A 24,480-nucleotide genomic window follows, 5' to 3' on the forward strand; every position below is an offset into this window, starting at 1 on the left:
CTTCATCATTCCTGGAGCGGGAGGGGCGCTCGGGAAAATAATTCCTCATTCGCATCGAGATTTGTCTTGCAGCTCAACCTCGCAACACACGCGGTGCCTCTGCCCCCCTCCCCCTTGCGGGGAGGGGTCGGGGGTGGGGGTCCCCAGGCGAGATGCCTGATGGGTCTCCACGGCCTTGTACGTGGTCGCACATGGTCGTTTGCCGACAATGATGATCTCGGCTGTGCCAACGATGCTCCCCACGACCTTCAGCGCGCGCTGACCCCCACCCCCAACCCCTCCCCGCAAGGGGGAGGGGAGTGCAGCACCGCCAGCCCTGCGAACGAGTTCTAAATATGCCCGACCTCCTTCTCGAACTGTTCTCCGAAGAAATCCCTGCGCGCATGCAGGCCAAGGCGGCGGAGGATCTGCGCCGCATGGTCACCGACAAGCTGGTCGCCGAGGGTCTCGTCTATGAAGGCGCCAAGGCGTTCGCGACGCCGCGCCGGCTGGCGCTGACCGTGCACGGCATCCCAGCGCGACAGGCTGATCTCAAGGAGGAGCGGAAGGGCCCGCGCGTCGGCGGCGCCGACGCGGCGATCCAGGGGTTTCTCAAGGCGACCGGCCTGTCCTCGATCGAGGAGGCGACGATTCAGCGCGATCCGAAGAAGGGCGACTTCTACGTCGCGCTGATCGAGAAGCCCGGCCGCGCCACGCTCGACGTGCTCGCCGAGATGCTGCCGGTGATCATCAGAACGTTCCCCTGGCCGAAATCGATGCGCTGGGGCAAGCGCTCGGAGCGACCGGGCGCGTTGAACTGGGTGCGGCCGCTGCATGCGATCACCGCCACGTTCGGCCTTGAGACCGAGGAGCCGGACGTCATCGGCTTCGCCGTCGACGGCATCGAGGCGGGACAGACCACCTACGGCCATCGCTTCATGGCGCCCGCGCCAATCTCGGTGAGGCGTTTCGAGGACTATGAGGCCAAGCTTCTCGACGCCAAGGTCGTGCTCGATCCTGACCGCCGCAAGGACACCATCGTCACCGACGCCAAGCAGCTCGCGTTTGCGCAAGGCTATGAGCTGGTCGAGGACCAGGCCCTGCTCGACGAGGTCGCAGGCCTGGTCGAATGGCCGGTCGTGCTGATGGGTTCGTTCGATCCGGAGTACCTCAAGGTCCCCGGCGAGGTGATCCGCGCCACCATCCGCAACAACCAGAAATGCTTCGTGGTCCGCGACCCCAAGACGGGAGGCCTCGCACCGAAGTTCATCCTGACCGCGAACATCGAGGCCACCGACGGCGGCAAGACCATCATCGCCGGCAACGAGCGCGTCATCCGCGCCCGGCTGTCGGACGCGAAGTTCTTCTACGAGACGGACCTGAAGACGAAGCTCGAGGACCGCCTGCCGAAGTTCGAGCAGATCGTGTTCCACGAGAAGCTCGGCACGCAGGCCGAACGCATCGCCCGCATCGAGAAGCTCGCCGCTGAGATCGCGCCGCTGGTCGGCGCCGATGCTGCGAAGACCGCGCGCGCCGCCAAGCTCGCCAAGGCCGACCTGCTCACCGAGGTCGTCGGTGAGTTCCCGGAAGTGCAGGGGCTGATGGGCAAGTACTACGCGCTGGCCCAGGGCGAGGACGCCTCCGTCGCCGCCGCCTGCGAGGAGCACTACAAGCCGCAGGGACCTGGTGATCGCGTGCCGACCGATCCGGTATCGGTGGCCGTGGCGCTCGCCGACAAGCTCGACACGCTGGTCGGATTCTGGGCGATCAAAGAAAAGCCGACGGGATCGAAGGATCCGTATGCGCTGCGTCGCGCGGCTTTAGGTGTGATCCGGATCATCTTGGAAAATAATCTCCGACTTCACCTCGCTAGTATCTGCGGGCCTTGGTTTTTCCAACTGGCTACGGCAATTCGCGCGCGCGAAGTGGGGAACGAAGTGAAGCAGGTGGAGAGTAGTGAGAAGCCTGGGTTCACTACGTTTGTTGTGAGGGTGGATGCGGAAACGTTTGGTAGACGCAGCGTCCCAGTGGCAGTTGTCGATCTCATCTCATTCTTCGCCGACCGTCTGAAAGTGCAACTTCGTGAGCAAGGCGCCCGGCACGATCTTGTCGATGCCGTTTTCGCGACATCACCTTCCCCTTGGTGGCGGTCGGATGCCGTGAGAAGTGGTGCAGCCAAACTTGATCTCATCGAAGCAGCCGGCAGCCAGGAGGCCCTGGATCGTGAGCCTCCGCCGGAAGAGGAGATGAAGGATGACCTGCTGATGGTCGTCCGCCGCGTCGAGGCGCTCGGAAAATTCCTCGAGACCGACGACGGCAAGAACCTGCTCGCGGGCACCAAGCGCGCCAGCAACATCCTCGCGATCGAGGAGAAGAAGGACAAGCGCAAGTTCGACGGCGCGCCGGATGCGGCGCTCTACAGGCTGGACGAGGAAAAGGCACTGGCGAAGGCGATCGGCGAGGTTGGCTCGGAAGCCGGCGCTGCCGTCGCCAAGGAAGACTTTGCCGCAGCGATGCGCGCGATGGCGAAGCTGCGTCCGGCCGTCGATGCGTTTTTCGACAAGGTGAAGGTCAACGATGACGACGCCAAGATCCGCGAGAACCGGCTGAAGCTCTTGAACGAGATCCGCAGCGCGACGCGTGCGGTGGCCGACTTCTCAAAGATCGAGGGCTGATCGCCCTATCGCAACGTAGGGTAGGCAAAGGCGCTGCCGTGCTATCCCCACGTCCCCCGATCGCAATGGCGCCGTGCCCACCGTCTCGCAGCGGAGTTGCTGCCGAATGGTGGGCACGCTGCCGCCTTCGGCGGCCGCTTTGCCCACCCTACAAGTTACGCGCCAATAAAAATTAGCCCTACCCGGCGGGGGGAACCGGGCAGGGCCTTTTACATCTGGCCGCTTGCGGGGGCGTTGGCGACCAAATGCAGCTCTATAACTATTCAACGACCTGAATGATCCGCCGCGATCGCGGTTCGACCAGGACAGTTTCGCCGTTGACCACGGTGTAGCGATAAGGTGTCGCACCGAAGCGCTGCGGAACGTCGTAATATGTAACACCGGACTCTGGCAGCACGGTGCCAACAACGACGCGATCGGGGATCACATAGTTGGGAACACGCTCGCGCACGACATATTCGCGAAACTCCGGCCGTCGCTCGACCGTGATCACTGGAGCGTCCTCCTCGACCACGACGCTGCGCCCGACGCCCGTCGTGTAGGATTGCGCCTGTGCGGCCGCCGGTATCACGAGTGCGGCCATGAGGGCAGCAAGGGTGAGATGGGTTCGCATGGGACGGGACTCCTGAGCTGTTGATCGCTGAGAGAAACCGGCGCGTGCCGGCACCTGCTTCCCAATGCCGGCAACAGGTCATCGTTCCGCGCGGGGCCACGTGGAACCGGCGGCATTTTTGCGGCAGATTCAGCGGTGGGGGAACCGGAACTCGTGCCGTGCGTCTCCTATTCCGCCACGATGGGCCAGGATAAAGTCCGGCCAAATCGAATCGCCCCAGCCTCGTCATTCAATCATTCAGAGCTTGTCGATGACCCTGACCGTTGCCCATATCTCGCCGATCATGTCCGTGATCGCCGGCGTCCTGATCCTGATCATGCCGCGCCTGCTGAACCTGATCGTCGCGATCTTCCTCATCCTGAACGGCCTGATCGGCATGGGCCTGCTGAAGTGGCTGCACTTCTAGTCCCCACGTTCTAGTCCCAAGGTCGGGAACCCCCGAGCTTGCGCCGCGGCGCCCAAAGTGGTGTAAGGCGCGCGATTTCTCCTCCCATTTGCGGATCGAAGCACCTCATGGCCAAAGCGGTAGCGAAGTCTAAGAAAGTTACAGCGAAATCAAAGCCTTCCAAGCCGGGCAAGGCCAAGACCGCAGCACTCGCTCCACCGCGCAAGGCGCTCAAGACGGCGTCGAAGCCCGTCGCCAAGGCCCCGGCCAAGGTCGCGCCCAGGTCTGCACCGAAAGCGCCAGTGAAAACCGCTCCGAAGAAGCCGGCCAAGACGGCTGCCAAGCCGGTCGCCAAGGCTGTGAAGGCGTCGGCTGCGAAGGCCCCGGCCAAGAGCGCGGTCACCGCGATCAAGCCGAACAAGTGGGTCTACACCTTCGGTGACGGCAAGGCCGAAGGTAAGGCCGGCCTGCGCGACCTGCTCGGCGGCAAGGGCGCCAATCTGGCCGAGATGGCCAATCTCGGCCTGCCGGTGCCTCCGGGCTTCACCATTCCGACCTCGGTCTGCACCTACTTCTACGCCAACGACAAGACCTATCCGAAAGAGCTGCAGTCGCAGGTCGACAAGGCGCTCGACTACATCGGCAAATTGACCGGCAAGAAGTTCGGCGATCCGGAGAACCCGCTGCTGGTCTCGGTGCGCTCCGGCGCCCGCGCCTCGATGCCGGGCATGATGGACACCGTGCTCAATCTCGGTCTCAACGACCGGACGGTGGAAGCGCTGGCACAGCTGTCCGGCGACCGCCGCTTCGCCTTCGACAGCTATCGCCGCTTCATCACGATGTATTCGGATGTCGTGCTCGGCTTCGAGCACCATCATTTCGAGGACATCCTCGACAGCTTCAAGGACACCCAGGGCTATCAGCTCGACACCGACCTGAGCTCCGAGGACTGGGAGATGCTGGTCGGCAAATACAAGGACGCGGTCGCGCACGAGACCGGCAAGGACTTCCCGCAGGACCCGCACGACCAGTTGTGGGGCGCGATCGGCGCCGTCTTCTCATCCTGGATGAACACGCGCGCGGTGACCTATCGCAAGCTGCATGACATTCCGGAATCCTGGGGCACCGCCGTCAACGTCCAGGCCATGGTGTTCGGCAACATGGGCGACACCTCGGCCACCGGCGTCGCCTTCACGCGCAATCCCTCGACCGGCGAGAGCAAGCTCTACGGCGAGTTCCTGATCAACGCGCAGGGCGAGGACGTCGTCGCCGGCATCCGCACCCCGCAGGACATCACCGAGGACGCGCGTCGGGAGTCCGGCTCGGACCGGCCGTCGATGGAAGTCGCGATGCCCGACGCCTTCCACGAGCTGACCCGCATCTACACGCTGCTCGAGAAGCACTACCGTGACATGCAGGACATGGAGTTCACGGTCGAGCGCGGCAAGCTGTGGATGCTGCAGACCCGCAGCGGCAAGCGCACCGCCAAGGCGGCGCTGCGCATCGCGGTCGAGCTCGCAAATGAGGGCCTGATCTCGCAGAGTGACGCCGTGCTCCGCGTCGATCCGGCCTCGCTCGATCAGCTCCTGCATCCGACCATCGATCCCTCCGCCAAGCGCGACGTGGTCGCCACCGGCCTGCCGGCCTCGCCGGGCGCTGCATCCGGCGAGATCGTGTTCTCCTCGGACGAGGCCACCAAGCTGCAGGCCGACGGTCGCAAGGTGATCCTGGTCCGCATCGAGACCTCGCCGGAGGACATCCACGGCATGCACGCCGCCGAGGGCATCCTCACCACCCGCGGCGGCATGACCTCGCACGCCGCCGTCGTCGCGCGCGGCATGGGCAAGCCCTGCGTGTCCGGCTGCGGCACCATCCGCGTCGACTACGGCCGCGGCACGATGAGCATCGGCTCCCGCACCTTCAAGACCGGCGACGTCATCACCATCGACGGCTCCGTTGGCCAGGTGCTGGCCGGCCGCATGCCGATGATCGAGCCGGAGCTGTCCGGCGAGTTCGGCACCCTGATGGGCTGGGCGGATGCCGTGCGTGAGACCGGCGTGCGCGTCAATGCCGATACGCCGGAGGATGCGCGCACCGCGATCAAGTTCGGCGCCGAGGGCATCGGCCTGTGCCGCACCGAGCACATGTTCTTCGAGGAGACGCGCATCCGCACGGTGCGCGAGATGATTCTCTCCGAGGATGAGCAGGAGCGTCGCGCCGCGCTCGCCAAGCTGCTGCCGATGCAGCGCGCCGACTTCGTCGAGCTGTTCGAGATCATGAAGGGCCTGCCGGTCACGATCCGCCTGCTCGATCCGCCGCTGCACGAGTTCCTGCCGCACACCCAGGCCGAGGTCGAGGAAGTCGCCCGCGCGATGAACACCGATCCGCGGCGCCTGGCCGACCGCGCCCGCGAGCTGTCGGAGTTCAACCCGATGCTCGGCTTCCGCGGCTGTCGTCTCGCCATCGCCTATCCGGAGATCGCCGAGATGCAGGCGCGCGCGATCTTCGAGGCGGCGGTCGAGGCCGAGAAGCGCACCGGCGAGGCCGTCGGCCTTGAGGTCATGGTGCCGCTGATCGCCACCAAGGCGGAGTTCGACCTGGTCAAGGCGCGCATCGACGCGATGGCGCAGGCCGTGATCCGCGAGACCGGCGCCAAGCTGGAGTACCAGGTCGGCACCATGATCGAGCTGCCGCGCGCAGCGCTGATGGCCGGCCAGATCGCGGAGGCCGCCGAGTTCTTCTCGTTCGGCACCAACGACCTGACGCAGACGACCTACGGCATCAGCCGCGACGACGCCGGCAGCTTCCTCGGCGCCTACGTCGCCAAGGGCATTCTCGAGATCGATCCGTTCATCTCGATCGACCGCGAGGGCGTCGGCGAACTGGTCAAGATCGGCGTCGAGCGCGGCCGCGCCACGCGACCCAACCTCAAGGTCGGCATCTGCGGCGAGCATGGCGGCGATCCCGCCTCGGTCGCGTTCTGCCACAAGGTCGGCATGAACTACGTGTCGTGCTCGCCCTACCGCGTGCCGATCGCGCGCCTCGCCGCTGCGCAATCCGCGCTCGGCAAGGAGATCGCGAGCCAGGCCTGATCCTGCTGCGATCGATCTAATCCTGATGAAGGCCGGCACATGTTGCCGGCCTTTTTCATTGGTGAGGGTTCGTCGCGATGGGGCGCGCACGTGACGCAAGGTGCACTTCTTCTCCACCACCGCCGTCATTCCGGGGACGCTCCGGAATGACGAGTGGAGAGAGCGAACGTCGCAGTTCCGATGGAACACTCCGCCTCATGATGTGCAGATGATTTTCATTCACCGCATCTGTTGACTGAATGTTCACCGTTCTCGTCGGTGCGCTGTTTACCACACATATCGATCGCTCGGCGCTCTGCAACTTCCCCGCTTGCCTGTTTCACAATTGCAACGCGGATTAACTCCTCGGCAACCTAAACCCGATACGAAGAGAGAAGATCGAATTGCACGGAAGCACTGTTGTTCGGTCGATCCAGTAAGCGTTGCGTTGAGCGTATCGATGTTAGTTCTGCGTCCCGATCCGAAGGGCGCGCGATTTGCGTCCTTCGGACTCGGTCTCTGCGTCTTCGCTCTGATGCCGACAGAGACCGGGTATCAAGACATCGCTTCTCTGCTCGCCCGCCAGCCGGGCGTCGCCGAACGCTGGCAGAAGCGTGTGTTCTCGGCTGCGGCCTCCATTCAGCTCGCCACCTATAGTTTCGGTCGTCCGATCGGAACCTCGGCGCCGCAGGCGGTGAGCATCCGCCTCGCAAGCCTCGACGGGCGCGATCTCGACATCACCGGATCGACGCCGCGCAATCCGGCGCTGCAGGTTCCGCCACGCTATCAGGCCTCCGACTTCCCCAAGGTCGATCGCACGCTGAAGGGCGATCGTCTCGTCGTGCGCCCCCCGACGCCGTCGGCGCAGCCGACCGAATCGGCCGCGCCCGTCGAGCCTGCGCCCTCCGAGCCTGCACCCACGCCCTCGACGCAACCCAATTCGAACTCCTCGGTGTTCGGCGCCAAGACGACGGAAGCGCCGGCGCAGGCGCCACTCCCGCAGCGTTCTGCACTCGATCCCGAATTGCAGGAGGCGCTGAGCGCACCGCCGCTCGTGCAGTACGACGCGGCGAAGTCCGAGATCCAGCCATCGGGCGAGCTGAAGCCTGCCGCCGACCAAATTCTGGCAGATGGCGCCGTCAGCTACGACGGCCTCAACATCAAGACGTCCAACCTCTATTTCGGCACGTCGTCGTTGGGCGTTGCCGCCGGAACCATGGAGACATGGCTGCCGGGCGAGGCGCCGCTGATCGTGATGCCGGATCCGGACCTCAAGCCGATGGCGGTGCTGTCACATCCGGCCGACGATGCCGCCAAGGCCGGCGATGGCGGCGAGAGCATCGCGCCGAAAGGCGAGGTCAACACCGACAATCAGCGCGACAGGACTCCGGCCGAACGGTTGAGCCTCACGGACGAGAAGGCGCGCTTCAAGTCCGAGAAGTGCCTTGCCGAAGCGATCTATTTCGAATCCCGCGGCGAGGCGGTGCGCGGCCAGATGGCCGTGGCGCAGGTCGTGCTGAACCGGGCGTTCTCCGGCTATTATCCGACGACGGTGTGCGGCGTCGTCTACCAGAACAAATACCGCCACTTCGCCTGCCAGTTCACCTTCGCCTGCGACAACAATCCGGATGTGATCCGCGAGCCCGAGATGTGGGATCGCGCCAAGAAGATCGCGAAGGCCATGCTGGACGGGCTGATCTGGCTGCCGGAGGTGGGCAAGTCGACCCACTATCATGCCTATTGGGTGCGGCCGTCCTGGGTCGCCGAGATGAAGCGCATGTACAAGTTCGGCGTTCACACCTTCTACCGGCCGAAGAAATGGGGCGACGGCAGCGACGCGCCGAGCTGGGGCACGCCGCAGCAGACCGCGGCCATTTCGGCCGAGCTCACCGAGGCCGCCAAGAGCGAGGCCGAGAGCAATCCGAACTGGGCGCGGCGCTAATCATCTAGCGACGCGTCGCATTCCACTCGAGAAAGCGGCGATACAACTCGGTCTGGCGCGCCTGGTCCGGCGGCGTTGCGGCCGCCGGCTTTGCCGTGACAGGAATGCGCGGGGACGGTGCGGCGGCCGCGACCGGCTTCGACGGTTTAACGGTGGCCGTAGTGGCCGCCGGAATCCGTGTCGTCCCATCGAGCCATTCCTGCGCGGCCCGGAACCTGGTCCAGCCGGCGACCGGCGCGCGCGGCGCCATCTCCTGCCATTTCGGATGGAAGGGAGGCCGCTGCAGCTGCGACATGCGCGAGAACAGCGACTCGACCAGCAGCGACAGCCGGCGATCGCGGTCGCTTCCCGGCTGCCAATTATACGACGCCAGGATTGCCTCTGCTGCGATCGTTTCCACCGACTCGGAATTGGAGATCAGGTTGGGGTAGTCGTCCGCGGTGAGCTTGGATGGAAGGTAATCCTCGCGCAAGGTCTTGTCGTAGCCGACCGGGACGAGGTGCAGATTGGCATCCGTGATCTGGCTGAGCCAGGGCACCGGCTTGCCGTCGACCGCAATCATCGCGTCGATCTCCCCCTTGCGCAACATTTCGAGCGCGATGCGCGGCTCGATATAGAGCAGATGCGGCTTGATCTCGAGCCGCTCGAACACGTTGATCGCGGTCACGAAGGTGCTGCCGTCCGGCAGGTCGACCGCAACGGTCTTGCCGTCGAGCTCCCGCATGGTGCGGATCGATCGCGGTGCCAGAACATGCATTTCCTCGTTGAACATCTTGGTGACGTAGACGAGCTGATTGCGGATGTTGCTCGCGAAGTCCTTGCGTTCGAGATAGGACAGCGTGTCCTTGCGCACGATTCCCACGTCGACGCCCTTGAGCATGAGGATGTCGGCCACCGCCTGAACCGAGCCGCTGCCGAGGACCGGCATGACCCGCAGGTTGATGCCGTCATTGAGGACCGAGGCGACGTCGGCGCCCATCTGGGAATAGGTGCTGCCATACGAGCCCGTCATCAGGCTCACCGTATTGGCGTTGAGCTGGCTCGCGAGGTCCCGCTTGGCCGACGCATAGCGGAAGATCGCCTTGAAGGAATCGCTGACCGCCCCCGGGTCGATTCCGCTGCGCACCGGCCCGAACCGTTCCCAATGGCCATCGACGAAACGCTTCATCTGCATCTGCTCGATCGGCGCGTGGTCGCTGGCGCTGGTATTGGCGACGATCCCGGGAATCAACATGGGAATTGGCGTCCCCTTCAAGGAACGCGCCTGCCTCATGATGTTGTCGCGGGAGAAGTCGTCGCCGCAATTGCGCAGGACCGCAACCATCAGGTTGGCAAGCGCGTAGCCCACGATTCCCAAGCTGTTGTTCTTGCTGATTGCAGGCGCGTAGCGATCCATGAACGCGGACCACTCGGCGAAGCCGGGATCGCCGCCCTGCACACCGCCCTCGTACAGGATGGTGGCGGAAAGCAGTCCTTCCGCGTTCTGCAGGCCTGCAGGCTGCAGCACGGTGGCAACCGAATCCGAAACCGTGGGGATGATGTGCTCGGGTCTCCAGCCGAGCTCGGCGAGGCGGCGGATCGCGAGCACCGTGAATTTCGGGGTGCTGACGTCGACCAGGATGTTGGCTCCGGCGGTCTTCAGCTTCGCGATCTGCTGATTGATGTCGGCATCGGTGACCGCGTAAGCCGCTTCCGCGACGATCGGCAGCTTGCCGCCGAGCCCGTCCTTCAAACCCTTCAGATAGTCCTTGCCGAACTCGTCGTCTTGATAAAGCACACCGATGCGCGTGCCACCGGCATGTTGCTCGAGCAGATATTGCGCGTGAATATGAGCTTCAATCTGGTAGCTGGGTTGCGCTCCCATGGTCCAAGGATAGTCGCGAGGCTGATCCCAGATCGAGGCGCCGGAGCCGACGAACAATTGCGGTATCTTGTTCGCGTTGAGATAAGGCCGCACCGCCGCGCTGGTCGCTGTTCCAACGCTCGCAAAGATGACATCGACCTTGTCTTCCTCCACCAGCCGTCGTGTCAGCTCCACCGTCTTCTGCGGATTATAGCCGTCGTCATAGGAGATGTAGGTGATCTTGCGGCCCCTGATCCCGCCCTCGTCATTCACCTTCTGGAAATAGGCGGAGATGACCTTGCTCACGCTGCCGTAGGCGGCCGCCGGCCCGCTGTAGGGCGTCGTATTGCCGATCCGGATCTCGCCCTCGGCAGCACGCGCCAGGCCTGGCACGGCGGCAAGCACGAGGAGCAACGCCACGGTCGGAGAACCCGGCGCGCCAAGCAGCCGAGGACCACGGGGCGCCGACGACAAGGCCGGTTGCAACAGACGATCAAACATTCCCATCATGGACCTCATCACGCAACACAACACTTTGCGGGGACGCGCGTCGCCCGCACGACACCATCGACCAGGATCCGGCGGTCCGCGCCCCGCCGCAATTCCTGCGCAGCGACCGGCGTGAGACCGCGCTGGATCACCCGGTTTCGAAGCTCGGGTCACTCGAGCCGCCGTCGAGCCTCGAGTGACCCGAGTTCGGCGGCTCTCGCGTACCAGGCGCGGGCCTTGGCCGGATCGGGCGCGACGCCAACGGCTTTCAGGTTGGACAAGATCGCGGGGTCATAGGTGCCGGCCAGCGTCAGTGATGCTTCGGCGTTCGCTTCCGCGACATGCGCCAGGATCAGGCGGGCACTCGCAACGTCGCCCGCGCCGATGAGATCGCGTCCGCGCTTCAGCATTTCGCTGATCTCGTTCTTGGTCAGCGCAGACGCGGCCGCCGGTGCAGGGCTCCTGGTCGCGATGGTCCGAGATGCTTTCGGCGGAATTGACTGCGGGGTCTCGCCTCCGCCCGGAGCCGGCTTGACGATCGGGACCGACGCCACGATCGAATCGGCCCGTCCGATCGTGTGCGCCGCGGCGTCCAGCGATGCTTGGCCGTCATCGGATTTCGATTTCCCCGCTGTCCCGAAGTTTCGGGGAGACGATGAAGCGGTCGCTTCAGACTTCGTAACTGTTTCAATGTTCGGAGCCTGCATGATGCGCACCGCAAAGAACGCGAGGCACGCAAGCGCGGCCACTGCGGCACCGAACCGGAAAACAGAATCGAATTCGAGCCGTTCGGGCGGAGGTGGAGGCATCACGACGGGATCGAGTGAAGGGATCTGCCAGGATCGGTCCGCTTCTGCTGGCGCCATTGGCATCGGCGCATCGTCAACCGCTGAAGCGGTTTGCCACCACGGCCGGGAGAGATCGGTGGCCGCATCCTCATCAGGCGCAGACGTCGCATGCGCGAGGCTGTTGGACAAAGCGGCAGGCTTTGCCGGGCGCCAACGTTCGCTCTGCGCATCACCCACGGTGATCCGCGATCCGCTACTCCGCAATAAGGAACTCATCCTCAACTACTCCTGCGGACACGCGCCATCGCGTCGCCCCGCAACACTCCCTGGACCGTTTGGCGCCTTTCTGCTCGGCGACTCGGCTTCCAAACCGGCGGCGAGACCGATGACCGAATCTATGGCCATGCCAAGCGGTGAATCGGCGATCTGGCAGCCGTGAATTCCCATTTCCTCGTCAGCAGGACGGACAAAACGCGCGCTACTACTTGAGCACCGCTAAATTTCGACCATCTCTTTTTCTTATTTGTACAGGTTCTGCGGTTCTTTTGCCGAAATCATGGCGAACCTGTCCAGCCATTTAGTTGGTGCTGGTAAATGCCGTCGGCGCCGGGGCGCACGAGAAAGTGCGGCGGCGTCTGGCCGAGAACGATCTGAAGCCATGGCGCAGGAGCATGTGGCGTATCCCCACAGATCGATGCGAATTAGTCGCGCGCGTAGAGGATGTGCTCGATCCGTGCGGCGATTCGCATCAGCGTCAGCCGGTGATCTGCTTCGACGAAAGGCCTCGTCCAACTCATTGGCGAGGGCCGCTCAGATCGTGCGCGTGATGACGACGAGCACCAGCGCAACGGTACGGCCGATTTGTTCGTCCAGCGCCCGCGGATCAATGGATGCACGCGGCCGACACGGCACGCACTAATTACATCGTGCCTGCTCCCAAATACCGGCGAGGCAGCAAATAACAACGAGTCGTAATATCTGTATTGGGCGACGATGGCTGCTTCGTCATGAGCACCGTCATTCCGGGACAAGGCCGCAGGCCCTGAACCCGGAATGACGGTGATCACGAATGACGGTGAAAACGCGACTGCCGAGCTCCGTCGTGACGCAGTCGGATCAGCTCTTGCTACGCGCTCAACGGCCGCGACTGCCGCGCCGTCGGCCGTGCCGCGAGCTCGTCGGCGATCTCGCGGGCAGCGGCCAGTGTGGTCATCGTCCGCTGCGCGAAGCTCGGATTCTCGGCCGGGCAATCGGCGCGGCAATGCGCGCCGCGGCTCTCGCGCCGGCTCCAGGCCGCGGTGGCGATCAGCAGCGCGGCGCTCGCCATGTTGCGCAGCCTCGGGCTGCCGGCGTCGCGCTCCATCCTGGCAATCGCGGCGATGGCCTCCGCCAGCCGCTCCTCGTCGCGAATGACGCCGAGCTGCGCCGTCATCGTCTCGCGCAGCGAGCTCGCCGCAGCGCCGGCACAGGGGCCGGCCGGATCGGCGAACGCAATGTCCTGTAGCGTGGAGGGCGCGGTGAACGTCCGGCCGGAGATATCCTCGGCGATCCGCTGGGCGAACACCAGCGCGGCGAGCAGCGCGTTGCCGGCGATGTGGTTGGCGCCGTCCGTTGCCGTCGCGGCGACTTCACCCGCCGCCCAAAGCCCCTCGATCGAGCTGCGGCCCTGCGCGTCGACCGCGATCCCGCCCATGTGGAAATGCGCCGCCGGCGCCACCGGAATCGGCTGCCGGGTGGGATCGAGCCCCGCGGCGGTACAGGCCCGGTGCAGCATCGGATAGCGTTCGGCGACGTCGTCATCGAGCACGTCGCGTGCGTCGAGAAAGGCGCCGCGTCCGGCGATGATCTCGGCCATCACGCCGCGCGCCACCGTGTCGCGCGGGGCAAGATCGACCAGCGGATGGCGCGGCAGCATGAAGCGCTGGCCGCGCCGGTTGACCAGGATGGCGCCGGCGCCGCGCAGGCTCTCGCTCACAACCGGCGCCGGATCGTGACCGGTCATCATCGCGGTCGGATGAAACTGAACGAACTCCGGATCGGCAATGACCGCGCCGGCGCGCGCAGCGATGGCGAGGCCGATGCCGGTGGCGTGCGGCGGATTGGTGGTCGTGGCGAACAGACGGCCGATGCCGCCGGTGGCCAGCACGATTGCCGGCGCCGCGATCAGCACCGGCGCGGCCGCATCGTCGTCGGTCGGCCGCAGTTGCAGGCCACGCACCGCGCCGTCTTCCGTCAGCAGCGCGTCGGCGACATGGCCCTCGATGATGCGGATCGAGGGCGTTGCGCGCACGGCTTGAGACAGCGCGGTGATGATCGCCTGTCCGGTGAAGTCTCCGCGAACGCTGAGAATCCGTCGCGCGGTGTGCGCAGCCGCACGAGACGTCGCCAGCCTGCCGCTGTGATCACGATCGAAAGCCACGCCGAGGCGGACCAGGTCCTCGATTGCAGCCGAAGCGTCGCGCGCGAGCGCCAGCGCAGCCGTCGCGTCGACCAGGCCGCCACCGGCAGCGATCATGTCGGCGGCATGGCTATCGGGGCTGTCGCCGGATGAAACCGCTGCCGCGATGTCGGCCTGCATCGTCGCGCCGAACGAGGCCTCACCCAATGCGGTCGCGGAGATCAGCGTGACCGGCTGCGGTGCGAGCTTCAGCGCGCAGAACAGTCCGGCAACTCCGGCACCAACGATCACGACGCGGCCGGATGTCTCGATCTGATCGTGGTCCATGTGATGTCCAAATTCCACATTCCGTGCGCATGTGTACCGCGGTACCTGTTAGTTCTTCTTCAGAGACTTCCTTCGCTGTTTATCGGTGTTTGGCGACAAATAGCGGCTGTTCTGAAGGTCACTCTCGCACAGGATGAATCGTCGTTTGCGACTCGCGCATCAGGACGTTTCGCGCCGGGACAAGGACGCATGAGCGAGTTCCGCCGCGGGAACTCGCTTCGGATGACACGTGCTCATGGCTGGCCGCCGCATCGAAATTTTTCATGGCTGGGTTCCGCTTTTGAGCTTGGGAGTTCAATGCAGATGCATTAATCGGAAGGGCGCGGCGGACAGCGACCGCGGCAGGGGAGGACACGGATGTCGGTACAGGCAGGCGATCTCGGCACGGCCTCCCGCAGCCAGAGCTGGCGGACGCCGGTCGTCATCATCGTGTGCGGCTGCGCGATTGCGCTGCTGAGCTTCGGTCCGCGCTCCAGCCTCGGCTTCTTCGTGCAGCCGATGAGCCGTGAATTCGCCTGGGGACGCGACGTGTTCGCGCTTGCGGTGGCGGTGCAGAACCTGTTGTGGGGGCTCGGTCAGCCGCTCGCCGGCGCGATCGCCGATCGTTTCGGCGTGATGCGCGTGATCTGTGTCGGCGCGCTGCTCTATGCCGGCGGCCTGCTGATGATGCGCTATTCCAGCTCGCCTCTGTCGCTGAACATCGGCGCCGGCGTGCTGGTCGGCTTCGGCCTGTCGGGCTGCTCGTTCAATCTCATCCTGTCGGCGTTCAGCAAGCTGTTGCCGCCGGAGCGCCGTGGTGTCGCGCTCGGCGCCGGCACGGCGGCCGGCTCGCTCGGCCAGTTCCTGTTCGCTCCCTTCGGCGTCGCGCTGATCGACCAGTTCGGCTGGCAGAGCGCGCTGATGGTGTTCGCGACGCTGATGCTGTTCATCGTGCCGCTGTCGCTCGCCGTGGCGACGCCGCCGGCGGCCGAGGCCAAGCCGTCGGAGGCCGAGCAGCAGTCGTTCACGACCGCGCTGATGGAGGCGTTTGGACACCGCTCCTACGTGCTGCTGGTGCTCGGCTTCTTCACCTGCGGCTTCCAACTCGCCTTCATCACCGTGCACCTGCCGGCGTTCCTGGTCGATCGTGGCCTGTCGGCGCAGGTTGGCGGCTGGGTGATCGCGGCGATCGGCCTGTTCAACATCATCGGCTCGCTCAGTGTCGGCTGGCTGCAGAGCCGGCTGCCGAAGCGCTACATCCTGTCCTTCATCTATTTCACCCGTGCGCTGGCGACGCTCGCCTTCATCTCGTTCCCGGTCACGGCGGCCTCCGCGATCGCCTTCGGCGCGGTCTCCGGGCTCGCCTGGCTCTCCACGGTGCCGCCGACCTCGTCGCTGGTCGCGATCATGTTCGGCACCCGCTGGCTCGCCACGCTCTACGGCTTCGCCTTCGTCAGCCACCAGGTCGGCGGCTTCCTCGGCGTCTGGCTCGGCGGCATCGTGTTCGAGCGCTACGGTTCCTATACGCCGATCTGGTGGCTCTCGATCCTGTTCGGCGTGCTGTCGGCGCTGATCAACCTGCCGATCGTCGAGAAGCCGGTCGCGCGTGCCGTTCCCGCGACCTGAGTTGCGCGGCCGACCCGATCGGCTAAACATGGCGTGAGACAAAGAAAGCGCAGGGAGTGCCGCTGTGGGAACGTTCAAGGCGATCCGGATCGACAAGGCGGACAAGGGAACGACCGCGACGCTGACGCAGTTCGATGAAGCCGAGCTGATGGACGGTGACGTCACGGTCAAGGTCGAGTGGTCGGCGCTGAACTACAAGGACGGGCTGGCGCTGACCGGCAAGGCGCCGGTGGTCCGGCGCTTCCCGATGATCGCGGGGATCGATTTTGCCGGCACGGTCGAGCAGTCCAGCCATCCCGCCTGGAAGCCGGGCGATGCCGTGATCTGTACCGGCTGGGGCATGGGCGAGACCCATCTCGGCGCCTATGCCGAGAAGGCGCGGGTCAAGGGCGATTGGCTCGTCGGCCTGCCACAGGGCCTGTCGGCCCGGGATGCCATGGCCATCGGCACCGCCGGCTTCACGGCGATGCTGGCCGTGCTGGCCCTGGAGAAGCACGGGCTGACGCCGGCCAGCGGGGCGGTGGTGGTGACGGGCGCGGCCGGCGGCGTCGGCTCGGTGGCGACGGCGGTGCTCGCCAAGCTCGGCTACCACGTGATCGCCTCGACCGGCCGCCTGGCCGAAGCCGACTATCTCAAGTCGCTCGGTGCCGCCGAAATCATCGACCGCAACGAGCTGTCCGGGCCGGCCAAGCCGCTGGCGAAGGAGCGCTGGGCGGGCGGCATCGACAGCGTCGGCTCGCATACGCTCGCCAACCTGCTGGCGATGACCCAATATGGCGGTGCCATCGCCGCCTGTGGCCTCGCTGCCGGCATGGATTTGCCATCGTCGGTGGCGCCGTTCATTTTGCGCGGCGTATGCCTCCTCGGCATCGATTCGGTGATGTGCCCGCTGCCGGCGCGCAAGGCGGCCTGGCAGCGCCTCGCCACTGATTTGGATCGCGCAAAACTAGCTGAAATCACTCACGAAATTTCCTTGGACCAAGTGGCGTCGCTGGGGCTGCAGATTCTCGCGGGCCAGGTCCGCGGCCGTACGGTGGTAAGAATATCCTGAGGATGTTCAGACTTTTCAAACCATGCTGCTCCATTGTTGCCATGGTTGGTATGGTAAGCATGGGGTAAAGATACCGCCTTACCCGCTGCGTTGGGTTAAGTGGGAGTTTGATGCATGCTCGCGCGTATATTGCTGGGGACCGTGACTGCCGGTGCCGTGATTGCTCCTGCGGTTGCGGGTTCGATGACAGCCGACGAGGCCCGCAAATTCGTCGCCGGAAAGGTGTTCGCCTTCACCTGCGTCGACGGCACCCGTGGCGCGGGCCGCATCCTCGACGACATGGGCGCGGCGGGCGCGGTGCAGTTCTCCGGCTCTGGCCCGGTGCGTCATATCCGCCTGCCCGGCAACACCCTGCAGATTCGCGGCCAGAACGTTTGCGCTGCCATCAAGGGCATGCCGTTCGAGCCGTGCTTCAACCTCGACAAGAAGGACGACCGCAGCTTCCGCGGCTCGGTCTCCGGGCTCGGCGCCTTCGCCTATTGCGACTTCCAGCATCAGGGCGGAGCCACCATGCTGATGGCGCGCGCCGTGGCGCGGCCGCGCGCCGCGCGCGCTGCTGTTCCCGCTGCCGACGGCTTGCACACCGAAGTGGCGGCGCGGGTCGAGACCCCGCGGGTGGAGCGCAGCAAGGTAGAACCCCTGAAGGCGGATCCTGCGAAGGCCGCCAAGGCGGAAAGCGCGAAGCCCGAAACCGCCAAGCCCGAAACCGCCAAGGCCGAAAACGCGAAGACCGAAATTACCAGATCCGATAACGCGAAATCGGATGCGGCGCCGGAGCTGCGTCGCTCGACCGATTAGTTGTTAGTTCACCGACTATTGAAAAACCAGTCCCCTATTAACATAGAGCAATATTTTAAGCTGACCGCACGTTAGTGGTCATTGCGCCGTAGTCGTACGGAATCTTAAATTCATGCCTCGGTAGTGACTCGTGTGCAGTTTGCAACCAGGGGGGTGGCCCACGAGAAAGGGTCGTTATGTCGCTTTATTTCTTCCGAATCAGCCAGGGCCGCTATTCTGGCGCTGCTGATCAGCCTTATGAATTCGCCAACCGGGAAACCGCCTGGAACGAGCTGACGGCTGTCTGCTCCGACCTGATCGGTGGCATCTCGAAGTCGTTGCAGCAGGGGGCCGAGTGGCAGATGGAGCTGCTCGACGAAGCCAAGCAGCCAGTGTTCCGGATCCGCCTGATGTCCGAAGCGGTCGGCTGAGTTCCAACTGTCCGGGTGATTGCGCCGCTGGCCATCGGATTCGAGGTCCGGTGCGCCGTGGCGCCAATCCGCTGAGGGCGTGTTCTCCGTCCGTCACACTTCTCGCGCTCAGACGGCGTTTGTGATGTTGCCGAACGCAGTTCGTGGTTTTGCTTCCACACGATCCGTCAACGGTATCGGGAGATCCGGTGCCTCGGGCGCCGGTTCAGGAGCACCGCGCCGTCCCTGAGGGGCATCATTTTACGCGCATTGTCAGTAATCTTACGGTTCCAGCATTAACCTCCGATAAGCCTGTTTCGCGCCCAATGAGGTCGTCAGAGACGACATGCGGGTTCGGAATTTTCGGAGCCCTCTGATCCTCTGACCTCGACCGCGCAGCGCAGCGCAGACCTGGATGTTCGGGCCGTCTCTGGCGCTGGCAGAACGCGGCCGAACCACGCAGTCAGCTGGGGTCCTCCGTGTCAACAATGTCCATTCGTACGAAGATCATTTCGGTCATCGCCTTCATGCTCGTCACCATGTGCGGGCTCGGCGTGCTCGCCGTCACCAGCATGCAGTCGATCAATGCCAACACGGTCGACATCGCCACCAACTGGTTGCCAAGCGTGCGCGCGATCGGCGAGCTGCGCGCCGACATCAACCTGCTGCGCATCGCCTTGCGCGCGCATGTGATGTCGGAGACGACCGAGGCCAAGCAGGCCGCGGAGAAGCGCGTCAACGGAATCCTCGAGACGATCAACAAGGACCGCAAGACTTACGAGCCGATGATCACCTCGGCCGAGGAACGCGCGATCTACAACAACTGGGTGCAGTCCTGGGAGAAGTACGTCGTCGCCGTCAAGCAGGTGATGGATGAATCCAACAAGAGCGTCGGAAAGATTCCGCGCGAGGCCACCGAAATGCTGGAAAAGTCGGCCGCGGCGATCGCGCGTGACGCCGACAAGTATTTCATCCAGGACATCGAGTTCAACAACAAGGGCGCCGACAACGCGACGCGGCAGGCTGCCGAGAGCTTCTCGCGCGCGATCTGGCTCGTGGTTTCGATCATTGCCGCCGCCGTCATCGCCGGCATCGCCGTCGGATTCTATCTCGTGCAGAACGTCTCGTCCGGCATCGCGTCGATCATCAAGCCGATGCAGGAGCTCGCCAAGGGCGATCTCGGCGCGGAAGTCACGCATCGCGGCGAGCCGAACGAGATCGGCGCCATGGCCGATACGCTGCAGGTGTTCAAGGAGGCGCTGATCGCCAAGAAGGAGGCCGACGAGCTCGCGGCCCACGATGCCGAGGTCAAGATCGAACGCGGCCGGCGCGTCGACAACATCACCCGCCAGTTCGAGGCGACCATCGGCGAGATCGTGCAGACGGTGTCGTCGGCCTCGACCGAGCTCGAGCATTCCGCCGGCGCGCTGTCATCCACCGCGACGCGCTCGCAGGAGATCTCGACCGCGGTTGCGGCTGCTTCGGAGGAGGCTTCGACCAACGTGCAGTCGGTCGCGTCCGCGACGGAGGAGCTATCGTCGTCGATCACCGAGATCAGCCGCCAGGTGCAGGAATCGGCCCGCATGGCCACCGAGGCCGTCGACCAGGCGCGCATGACCAACGATCGCGTGAGCGAGCTGAGCAAGGCCGCGGCGCGGATCGGCGACGTCGTCGAACTGATCAACACGATCGCCGGCCAGACCAATCTGCTGGCGCTGAATGCGACCATCGAGGCGGCGCGCGCCGGCGAGGCCGGCCGCGGCTTCGCGGTCGTCGCCTCCGAGGTGAAGGCGCTGGCCGAGCAGACCGCCAAGGCGACCGACGAGATCGGCCAGCAGGTGTCCGGCATCCAGGCGGCGACACAGGAATCGGTCGGCGCCATCCGGGCGATCTCCACGACCATCGAGCGGCTGTCGGAAATCTCGTCGGCGATCGCGGCTGCCGTGGAAGAGCAGGGTGCCGCCACGCAGGAGATCTCGCGCAACGTCCAGCAGGCATCGGAGGGCACGCAGCAGGTTTCTGTGAACGTCGTCGACGTGCAGCGCGGCGCGACGGAAACCGGAACGGCCTCCACGCATGTGCTGGCCGCGGCGCAATCGCTGGCCTCGGACAGCGACCGGCTGAAGCGTGAGGTGGCGTCGTTCCTGGAGTCGGTGCGCGCGGCCTAATCCGACATGGCGCTACGCCGCCGGCTGAGCCGGCGGCGCCTGCTGCTGCCGTCGGAACAGCACCTTCTGGTACAGCCAGCCGATCGCGACCAGCACCAGCCCGAGCCCGATGAACGACAGCGCGCGCCACACGCCGGTCAGCGCCGACATGTCGATCAGGAAGGCCTTCAGGATCGTCAGCGCGATCACGATGGCGGACGCCAGACGGGCGCGTTGCGACTGCACGATGATTCCGATCCCGAGCAGCACCACGCCGAAGGCGAGCCAGGCGATCGAATAGGTGTACTGCTCGGCCGCGCTGGTCGGCCCTGCCGTCAGATCGGGGCCGTGATAGATCCGGCGGATCTCGAGGCTGACATAGGACAGCGCCAGGATCAGTGCGCCCGCGGCCAGCGTATTGCCATAGGCCGGCGGACGGCGGCCTGCGACCGCGTAGGACAACAGCAGCATCAGCACCGCCGGGAACGCATAGGCCAGGATCAGGATGTTGAGCAGGCCGCCCTTGATCGCGACATCCGAGATCATCGGATTCTCGAGCAGCAGCAGCCCGAGCACGGTGGCGCCGCCGGCAAAGCCGGTCAGGATCACGGCGCTGATGTTGTGCACGATGCTGCCGCTGCGCTCCCGCAGCCGCTCCAGCCCGATCGCCAGCGCCAGGGCCACGCAGACGTCGAGTCCCACTTCGGCGAGCGATGGCACCGCCAGCATGTCGCCGTCATTGACGGCGTGGCGGATCTCCAGGAAGGCGAGCAGGGTCGTGAACAGGATGGCGGCGGCCTCCACCGCGCGCAGCGGCGCGTCGTCGCCATGGCGGCGCATCAGATAGCTCGCGCCCCAGAACGACGCCGCCGGCACGCCATAGCCCCACAGCAGCCAGTTGACGATCGGCGTGGTGCCGACATCGGCGCCGACGATGCGCGGATCGTAGCCGATGCGCAGCACGACGAGCCCGGCAAAGACGGCCGCCAGCGTGCGCAGGAACGGGATCGGCCGGCTCTCGAAGATCCAGGCGGTGCCGAGCGACATCAGCGCCAGCGCGATCGTCAGCCAGCCCTTCTCCAGCGCGAAGGTCAGCGCCAGCGCCAGCGCGGCCAGCGTGCCGGTCGCGAACAATGCGATCGAGGCGCTGAGGCCCGGGCGCTCCTCGCGCCGGGTCAGCGCCTCGGTGGCGACGGCAAACGCGGCGGCGAGCACGACGGCGAGGATCGCGAACGGAATCGAGCGGTCGAGATGGGCGATGCGCGCATAGAGCGCGACCAGAAGCGCCAGCGGCGTGAACACGCCGGCCGCCGACCACACCACCGGCACGACCGCGTTGTGCGAGCGGCCCTGCGCCAGGAAGCCGGCGCCGCCGAAGCCGAGCGCGAAGATCGCCGCCGTCACCAGATGCGACGTGACCGACGCGCCGAGCGGGTTCGGCCCCATCCCGGGCAGCGCGCCGCCGGGCAGCACCAGCAGGTCCGGATTGTCGCGCAGCGCCCATTCGGCGAACACGAGGAACACGGTCGCAGCGGCGGCGGCCACCGCGCCGACGGCGCTCGGCGCGCGCCAGGCGACCGCGAGCGTCGCCGCGACCAGCACCGTGAAGCCGATCAGCGCCAGACCGTCATGGAAGCTCGCCAGCACGACCAGCATGGCGCCGAGCAGATAAACCGCCAAGCCGACGGATGAGATCGGCTCGACCTCGTCGTTCTCGGCGGCGGGTCCGAACATGAAGCCGCAGACCACGATCAGCGCGGCCAGCGCGAAACCAACCGCGACGTGGAAGACATGCGGCGGCACCGCCTCGACGCCCGCGTCGAGTCCGGGCAAGGTCCACAGGAACGACAGCCCGATCGTGGTCATCGCGAGCCAGCGCCACAGCCGCACGCGGGCCAGCGCAAAGGCGGCGGCGGTGACGATGGCGAGGTAGATGAAAAGCGCCCAGTAGTTCGGCTCGCCGGTCGACACCAGCACCGGCGTGGTGAAGGCGGCGACGATGCCGAGGCCGGCCAGGGCCGGGCCATGCAGCAGCGCGGCCGCCAGCGTGCCCAACGCGACCAGGCCGAGCAGCACGAAGGCGATCGCGGGCGGCAGGAAGTCGTACAGCGCGTAGGCCGCGTAGATCGTGGCGAAGGCGACCGCCGTGCCGGCCGCCGTGAGCATCGCCGGAATGTTGGCGATCGGCAGCGCTGCGATCTGCGAGATGCTCTCCTTGCGCCGGGTCCATTCGCCGGCCGCAAGCAGCGCGGCGGCGAACAGCGCGCCGAGCGCGACGCGCACCTCGGGGCCGACGAGGCCGGCCTCGATCGAGTAGCGCACCATGAAGAAGCCGCCGAGCGCCAAGGTCAGCCCGCCGATCCACACCACCCAGCGGGTGCCGATGCGCTCCTCGAAGCCGGCCGCAGGCTGCGGCACGGGGGGCGGGGACGCGAGCGGCGGCGGCTGTTCGGCCGCGTCGTCGCTCGCCATTGCCGCGGGCTGGAGAGCAGGCTCGGTCAGCTCCGGCAATGGCGGCGGCATTGGCGGGGCTTCAGCGGGTTCCTGAAGCGGGCTGAGCGGCGGAGCGACCACCGGCGCAGCCGCGATCGGGCGTGCCGCCTCGAGCTTGGCCAGCCGGGCCTGGACCTCGGCCAGGCGATCGGAAATCCGGCGCGCGAAGGCGAGCGCGGCGAACGCGACCAGCAGCGCGATCCAATCCAGGGGCCAATCGAACATCACGCGGGGAATCCTCAATCGATGGCGCCGGTGGGCGTCAGGGGTGGAAGGTGCCGGCCTGCGGGTGGACCGCTGGCGCAGCGAATCGGCCGACGACCCACGGCGGGTCACCCGATGGCCGTCGTTCCCTCTGTGTCAAACCGCGGAACAAAAGTTCAAGGCGCACCGGTACGCGGCTCCGCCGCGGCGCAACTCAGTCCAGATCGATCCGGAACGGCGCGCTGTCGACCATCATGGCGCCGGGCCCGATCGCGTCCAGCGCGCGCACCATGCGCCCCTGGCGGCCCAGTGCCCTGTCGGCCAGGCTGACGATCAGCCGATTCGGCGAGGCGATCGGCGAGGCTTGGCGGATCGCCCAGGCAATATCGAGCTCGTCGCGATTGGGGTTGAGCGCGCAGGCCGTGGCGAAGGCGCTCGCGGTGGAGCGGCTGATGCCGGCATAGCAGTGGATCACCAGCGGCGCCGCACGATCCCAGCCGCGCACGAACTCCAGCACCTGGGCGACGTGATCCTCGCTCGGCGCCATGAAGCCCGGAAGCTGCTCGGTGATGTCGTCGACCGAGACCCGCAGATGGTTTTCGGGGCGGATCGTCTCCGGCCGCTTCACCTGCTCGACATTGGCCATGATGGTCAGCACGTGGCTGGCGCCGGTCAGGCGCACGGTCTCGGGCAGGGCGGCGAGTGAGCAGACGTGGATCATGGCGAGCCTTTGGAGGCCCGATTATACGAATGGGGGCACAAGGGCAAAAGCGGGATTTGGATGTCTGCTGTCGGGCTGGCGCATATATGCGCCGACAGCCCTCAGCGCGTGTTCTTGAGCTGCCGCAGCTCCTGGCGAACCAGATGGGCCTTGCCTTCGATCTCCGCGTTCAGTCGCTCGAGATGGTCGAGGAGCCGCTCACGGTTCTGGGGGGCGATCTCGACTGGTTTCTCGGACCAGGGCCGGCGCACGAACAGGGCCACGATGGCGACGGCCAAGGCGGTCAGAAGCGGAAAGCTCAGGGCAACGAGCTGGTGCAGGGTCATCGAAGACCTCCCAGGATCCACTGACCCAGCAAATGTATGAGCACTCCGGTGATAATGCAAACGACGCCCGACCCGTAGATCAGGCCCGCGGGGGTGCTGGGCGGCAGCACCCCATAGACGAACTGGGCAAGCGGCACGAACGTCCCGGCGGTGACGATGGCCGTCGCCAGCGTGTTGACCCAGTTGGCCGCCAGCTTCAGCCGTTCATTGCGGCGCTCGTCCGGCGTCAGCGGCAT

General features: G+C 65.7%; 17 protein-coding genes. 9 read left to right on the top strand and 8 right to left on the bottom strand.

The annotated features are described in order from the left end of the window. The first annotated feature begins 335 nt into the window (after positions 1–335). Entirely contained in the window at positions 336–2,654 is a 2,319-nt protein-coding gene (glyS, locus tag QX124_RS08160) for a glycine--tRNA ligase subunit beta (RefSeq protein ID WP_315796868.1), read from the top strand. Between the two features lie 259 nt (positions 2,655–2,913). Here glyS and QX124_RS08165 read toward each other — a convergent pair whose 3' ends face one another. Next, the gene (locus QX124_RS08165; RefSeq protein WP_315739966.1) at positions 2,914–3,267 is read right to left on the bottom strand and encodes a DUF1236 domain-containing protein; all 354 of its coding nucleotides are present in this window, start codon (positions 3,265–3,267) and stop codon (positions 2,914–2,916) included. A 250-nt stretch (positions 3,268–3,517) separates the two neighbouring features. Here QX124_RS08165 and QX124_RS08170 point away from each other — a divergent pair, with 250 nt between their 5' ends. From QX124_RS08170 to QX124_RS08180, 3 genes are all read left to right on the top strand, one after another. Further along, on the top strand, positions 3,518–3,673 hold the full coding sequence (locus tag QX124_RS08170; protein WP_012042558.1) for a DUF3096 domain-containing protein: 156 nt from the start codon (positions 3,518–3,520) through the stop codon (positions 3,671–3,673). A 107-nt stretch (positions 3,674–3,780) separates the two neighbouring features. Continuing rightward, on the top strand, positions 3,781–6,744 hold the full coding sequence (ppdK, locus tag QX124_RS08175; protein ID WP_315796869.1) for a pyruvate, phosphate dikinase: 2,964 nt from the start codon (positions 3,781–3,783) through the stop codon (positions 6,742–6,744). 439 nt (positions 6,745–7,183) lie between these two features. Beyond that, a complete protein-coding gene (locus QX124_RS08180; RefSeq protein WP_315796870.1) occupies positions 7,184–8,665 on the top strand; it encodes a cell wall hydrolase in 1,482 nt (493 codons plus the stop codon). A gap of 4 nt (positions 8,666–8,669) precedes the next feature. Here QX124_RS08180 and QX124_RS08185 read toward each other — a convergent pair whose 3' ends face one another. The 3 genes from QX124_RS08185 to QX124_RS08195 all read right to left on the bottom strand — a co-directional run bounded on the left by QX124_RS08185 (position 8,670) and on the right by QX124_RS08195 (position 14,510). Then, positions 8,670–11,015, bottom strand: coding sequence for an ABC transporter substrate-binding protein (locus QX124_RS08185; RefSeq protein WP_315757114.1), 2,346 nt, complete (start codon positions 11,013–11,015; stop codon positions 8,670–8,672). 152 nt (positions 11,016–11,167) lie between these two features. Beyond that, positions 11,168–12,061, bottom strand: coding sequence for a hypothetical protein (locus tag QX124_RS08190; protein WP_315796871.1), 894 nt, complete (start codon positions 12,059–12,061; stop codon positions 11,168–11,170). Between the two features lie 850 nt (positions 12,062–12,911). Continuing rightward, a complete protein-coding gene (locus QX124_RS08195) occupies positions 12,912–14,510 on the bottom strand; it encodes an L-aspartate oxidase (RefSeq protein ID WP_315739971.1) in 1,599 nt (532 codons plus the stop codon). Positions 14,511–14,867: 357 nt separating this feature from the next. Between QX124_RS08195 and QX124_RS08200 the strand changes: the two genes are divergently transcribed. The 5 genes from QX124_RS08200 to QX124_RS08220 all read left to right on the top strand — a co-directional run bounded on the left by QX124_RS08200 (position 14,868) and on the right by QX124_RS08220 (position 20,521). Continuing rightward, positions 14,868–16,115 carry an MFS transporter gene (locus QX124_RS08200; RefSeq protein WP_315757070.1) on the top strand — a complete coding sequence of 416 codons (1,248 nt, stop codon included), beginning with the start codon at positions 14,868–14,870 and terminating at the stop codon, positions 16,113–16,115. A 64-nt stretch (positions 16,116–16,179) separates the two neighbouring features. Next, positions 16,180–17,166, top strand: coding sequence for an MDR family oxidoreductase (locus QX124_RS08205; RefSeq protein ID WP_315739973.1), 987 nt, complete (start codon positions 16,180–16,182; stop codon positions 17,164–17,166). A gap of 114 nt (positions 17,167–17,280) precedes the next feature. Further along, the gene (locus QX124_RS08210) at positions 17,281–17,964 is read left to right on the top strand and encodes a hypothetical protein (RefSeq protein WP_315796872.1); all 684 of its coding nucleotides are present in this window, start codon (positions 17,281–17,283) and stop codon (positions 17,962–17,964) included. Positions 17,965–18,140: 176 nt separating this feature from the next. Then, positions 18,141–18,374, top strand: a complete 234-nt coding sequence (locus tag QX124_RS08215; RefSeq protein WP_315739975.1) for a DUF6894 family protein — start codon at positions 18,141–18,143, stop codon at positions 18,372–18,374. A 458-nt stretch (positions 18,375–18,832) separates the two neighbouring features. Then, on the top strand, positions 18,833–20,521 hold the full coding sequence (locus QX124_RS08220) for a methyl-accepting chemotaxis protein (RefSeq protein ID WP_315776182.1): 1,689 nt from the start codon (positions 18,833–18,835) through the stop codon (positions 20,519–20,521). Positions 20,522–20,533: 12 nt separating this feature from the next. Here QX124_RS08220 and QX124_RS08225 read toward each other — a convergent pair whose 3' ends face one another. The 4 genes from QX124_RS08225 to QX124_RS08240 form a co-directional block, all read right to left on the bottom strand. Continuing rightward, positions 20,534–23,218 carry a DUF2339 domain-containing protein gene (locus QX124_RS08225; RefSeq protein ID WP_315796873.1) on the bottom strand — a complete coding sequence of 895 codons (2,685 nt, stop codon included), beginning with the start codon at positions 23,216–23,218 and terminating at the stop codon, positions 20,534–20,536. Positions 23,219–23,411: 193 nt separating this feature from the next. Next, on the bottom strand, positions 23,412–23,918 hold the full coding sequence (locus tag QX124_RS08230; protein ID WP_315739978.1) for a tyrosine phosphatase family protein: 507 nt from the start codon (positions 23,916–23,918) through the stop codon (positions 23,412–23,414). Positions 23,919–24,019: 101 nt separating this feature from the next. Next, entirely contained in the window at positions 24,020–24,244 is a 225-nt protein-coding gene (locus QX124_RS08235) for a hypothetical protein (protein ID WP_315739979.1), read from the bottom strand. Then, the gene (locus QX124_RS08240; protein WP_315717219.1) at positions 24,241–24,480 is read right to left on the bottom strand and encodes a hypothetical protein; all 240 of its coding nucleotides are present in this window, start codon (positions 24,478–24,480) and stop codon (positions 24,241–24,243) included. The genes QX124_RS08235 and QX124_RS08240 overlap by 4 nt, the downstream gene beginning before the upstream one ends.

Source organism: Bradyrhizobium sp. SZCCHNRI3043, assembly GCF_032377735.1.
In the GTDB taxonomy this organism is placed as follows: Bacteria; Pseudomonadota; Alphaproteobacteria; order Rhizobiales; family Xanthobacteraceae; genus Bradyrhizobium.

Bases quoted from the DNA above. Each gene is read 5' to 3' on its own strand.
- QX124_RS08170 (WP_012042558.1), top strand. From the start codon at position 3,518: ATGACCCTGACCGTTGCCCATATCTCGCCGATCATGTCCGTGATCGCC.
- QX124_RS08230 (WP_315739978.1), bottom strand. From the start codon at position 23,918: ATGATCCACGTCTGCTCACTCGCCGCCCTGCCCGAGACCGTGCGCCTG.
- QX124_RS08190 (WP_315796871.1), bottom strand. From the start codon at position 12,061: ATGAGTTCCTTATTGCGGAGTAGCGGATCGCGGATCACCGTGGGTGAT.
- ppdK (WP_315796869.1), top strand. From the start codon at position 3,781: ATGGCCAAAGCGGTAGCGAAGTCTAAGAAAGTTACAGCGAAATCAAAG.
- QX124_RS08215 (WP_315739975.1), top strand. From the start codon at position 18,141: ATGTCGCTTTATTTCTTCCGAATCAGCCAGGGCCGCTATTCTGGCGCT.
- QX124_RS08240 (WP_315717219.1), bottom strand. From the start codon at position 24,480: ATGCCGCTGACGCCGGACGAGCGCCGCAATGAACGGCTGAAGCTGGCG.
- QX124_RS08225 (WP_315796873.1), bottom strand. From the start codon at position 23,218: ATGTTCGATTGGCCCCTGGATTGGATCGCGCTGCTGGTCGCGTTCGCC.
- QX124_RS08180 (WP_315796870.1), top strand. From the start codon at position 7,184: ATGTTAGTTCTGCGTCCCGATCCGAAGGGCGCGCGATTTGCGTCCTTC.
- QX124_RS08195 (WP_315739971.1), bottom strand. From the start codon at position 14,510: ATGGACCACGATCAGATCGAGACATCCGGCCGCGTCGTGATCGTTGGT.
- glyS (WP_315796868.1), top strand. From the start codon at position 336: ATGCCCGACCTCCTTCTCGAACTGTTCTCCGAAGAAATCCCTGCGCGC.
- QX124_RS08235 (WP_315739979.1), bottom strand. From the start codon at position 24,244: ATGACCCTGCACCAGCTCGTTGCCCTGAGCTTTCCGCTTCTGACCGCC.
- QX124_RS08185 (WP_315757114.1), bottom strand. From the start codon at position 11,015: ATGGGAATGTTTGATCGTCTGTTGCAACCGGCCTTGTCGTCGGCGCCC.
- QX124_RS08210 (WP_315796872.1), top strand. From the start codon at position 17,281: ATGCTCGCGCGTATATTGCTGGGGACCGTGACTGCCGGTGCCGTGATT.
- QX124_RS08165 (WP_315739966.1), bottom strand. From the start codon at position 3,267: ATGCGAACCCATCTCACCCTTGCTGCCCTCATGGCCGCACTCGTGATA.
- QX124_RS08200 (WP_315757070.1), top strand. From the start codon at position 14,868: ATGTCGGTACAGGCAGGCGATCTCGGCACGGCCTCCCGCAGCCAGAGC.